Source organism: Bradyrhizobium sp., assembly GCF_019244115.1.
Lineage (GTDB): Bacteria > Pseudomonadota > Alphaproteobacteria > Rhizobiales > Xanthobacteraceae > Bradyrhizobium.
On the sequence record NZ_JAFATE010000601.1, the window covers coordinates 1 to 2,664 of the forward strand.

At 65.7% G+C, this 2,664-nt stretch carries 3 protein-coding genes; all 3 read right to left on the reverse strand.

Going from position 1 to position 2,664, the window contains the following annotated elements; all coding sequences use genetic code 11:
* A partial coding sequence (locus JOZ76_RS26680; RefSeq protein WP_291703732.1) for an ABC transporter ATP-binding protein occupies positions 1 to 839 on the reverse strand: 839 nt, incomplete at its 3' end.
* A gap of 23 nt (positions 840 to 862) precedes the next feature.
* Entirely contained in the window at positions 863 to 1,774 is a 912-nt protein-coding gene (locus JOZ76_RS26685; RefSeq protein WP_291703738.1) for an ABC transporter permease subunit, read from the reverse strand.
* Positions 1,771 to 2,664: ABC transporter permease subunit (locus JOZ76_RS26690; protein ID WP_291703740.1), on the reverse strand; the 894-nt coding region annotated here is incomplete at its 5' end. The genes JOZ76_RS26690 and JOZ76_RS26685, both read right to left, overlap by 4 nt.

The following is a 2,664-nucleotide window of genomic DNA, read 5'->3' on the forward strand; positions in this document are numbered from 1 at the left end:
GGCCGATCGTAGGCTCCGGGCACCACGCCCGGAATGGTGGCGAGCCGTCCGCCCTCGCTCGCCTCCGGGCGTGCCGCCAGCAGCGCGGCCGTGTAGGGATGCTGCGGCGAGGCGAACAGGCTTTGCGTCGGGCGCTGCTCCATGATCTGACCCGCATACATGACGGCGACCCGCTCGGTCGTGTCCGAGACCACGCCCATGTTGTGCGTGATCAGGATCAGCGCCATGCCGCGATCGCGCTGCAGGGACAACAGAAGATCGAGGATCTGGGCCTGGATGGTGACATCGAGCGCGGTCGTCGGCTCATCGGCGATCAAGAGCTTTGGATTGCAGGCGATCGCCATCGCGATCATGACGCGCTGGTTCATGCCGCCCGAGAGCTGGTGCGGATAGGCCGACAGCCGGCTCTCCGCGGCCGGAATGCCGACCTGCTCCAACAGTTCGATCACGCGCCGCCGCGCGGCCTTGCGGTCCATCCCTTCGTGGATGCGCAATGTCTCGGCGAGCTGATAGCCGATCGTGAATGAGGGATTGAGCGATGTGGTCGGCTCCTGGAAGATCATGGCGACGTCCTTGCCGGTGAGCACGCGCCGCGCCCGCTCCGACAAGTTTTTCAGATCCCGCCCCTCGAACAACAGCTTCTCCGCCTCGACACGCCCCGGATAGGGCACGAGGCCCATCAGCGCCAGCATGCTGACGCTCTTGCCGGAGCCGGACTCCCCGACGATCCCCAGCACCTCGCCCTTCTCGAGGGCGAGGCTGACGCCATCCACGGCGCGCACCATCCCGTTCTGCGATGGAAACGCGACCGACAGATTTTCAATCTCGAGCAGCGGCATCCGTTCGCCTTTGCTACCTTGCGCTATCGCTTGAGCTTGGGATCGAGCGCGTCGCGCAGTCCGTCGCCGAGGAGATTGAAGGCCAGCACGGTCACGAGGATGGCGAGGCCCGGAAACGTGACGACCCACCAGGCCCGCAGCACGAATTCGCGCGCATCCGCCAGCATGGTCCCCCATTCGGGCGAGGGCGGCTGCGCGCCGAGACCGAGAAAGCCGAGCGCGGCCGCATCCAGGATCGCGGTGGAAATGCCGAGGCTCGCCTGCACGATCAAAGGCGCGGCGCAGTTCGGCAACACCTCCTTGAACATCAGACGGAGCCGGCCGGCGCCTGCAACCTTGGCCGCGGTGACGTAATCCTTCGAGACCTCGCTGATGACAGCGGCGCGCGCGATCCGCACATAATGCGGCAGCAGCACGATCGCGACCGCCAGCATGGCGTTCATCAGGCCCGGCCCGAGGATCGCGACGATCACGATCGCGAGCAGGAGACTCGGCAGCGTCAAGGTGATGTCCATCAGCCGCATGATCGCGATCTCGACGACGCCGCGGAAGAAACCCGCCACCAGGCCGAGGATCGTGCCCGATATCACCGACAGCGTCACGACGGCGATGCCGATCAGGAGCGACAACCGCGCGCCGTGGATGAGACGGGACAGCATGTCGCGGCCGATCGCGTCGGTGCCGAGCGGATAGACCAGCGAGCCGCCCTGCTGCCAGAACGGCGGCTTGAGGAAGGCCGCATTGTTGGTGAGGACAGGGGAATGCGGCGCGACGAGATCGGCCGATAGCGCGAGCAGCATCAGCACCACGATCACGACGAGGCCAGCCATCGCGCCGGGATTGGCCTTGAAATAGAACCAGAACTCCGACAGCGGCTGTGGCGGAGCGCCTGCCTCTGCCACGATATCGGTGGTTTCGAGCGCTTCCGTGGTCATCGTGTGTGCCGGATGCGGGGGTTGATCAAGCCATAGGCGACGTCGACCAGGAGATTGACCGTCATGACGATCGCGCCGATCATGAGCGTGCCGCCCTGCAGCACCGGATAGTCGCGGCGGTTGATGCCTTCGATCAGCCACTTGCCGACGCCCGGCCAGGAGAAGATGGTCTCCGTGAGGATCGCGCCGGTGAACAGCACGCCGACCTGCAGCCCGATCACCGTCACCACCGGAATCAGCGCATTGCGGAGGCCATGGATCGCGATCACCCGGAAAGGAGGCACGCCCTTGGCGCGGGCGGTGCGGATGTAATCTTCGCCCAGCACCTCCAGCATGGCGGAGCGCGTCATGCGGGCGATCACGGCCAGCGGCACGGTGCCGAGCACGATCATCGGCAGCACCAGATGCGAGGCGGCCGAGCGAAACGCGCCGAAATCACCCTCCAGCAGCGTATCGATCAGCAGGAAGCCGGTCACCGGTTCGATGTAGTATTGCACCGCGAGCCGGCCCGACACCGGCGTCCATCCGAGCTGCACCGAAAACAGCAGGATCAGCAGCAAGCCCCACCAGAAGATCGGCATCGAATAGCCGGTCAGCGAGACCGCCATCACGCCATGATCGAAGATGGAGTTGCGGCGGACCGCGGCGATGATGCCGGCCGGCAAGCCGAGGCACAGCGCAAACAGGATCGCGCACACCGACAGCTCGATCGTGGCCGGGAACAAGGTCTGGAATTCAGAAATCACCGGCTCATGGGTGACGATCGAGCGGCCGAGATCGCCATGCGCGAGGCGCGACAGATAGAGCCCATATTGCACCAGCACCGGCCGATCGAAGCCGTACTCGCCACGCAATTGCGCGAGCCGGGCCGGATCGATGCCGCGTTCGCC

What these genes read in the sequence shown, in the direction of transcription:
- JOZ76_RS26685 (WP_291703738.1), bottom strand. Translation starts at nt 1,774, where the DNA reads ATGACCACGGAAGCGCTCGAAACCACCGATATCGTGGCAGAGGCAGGC.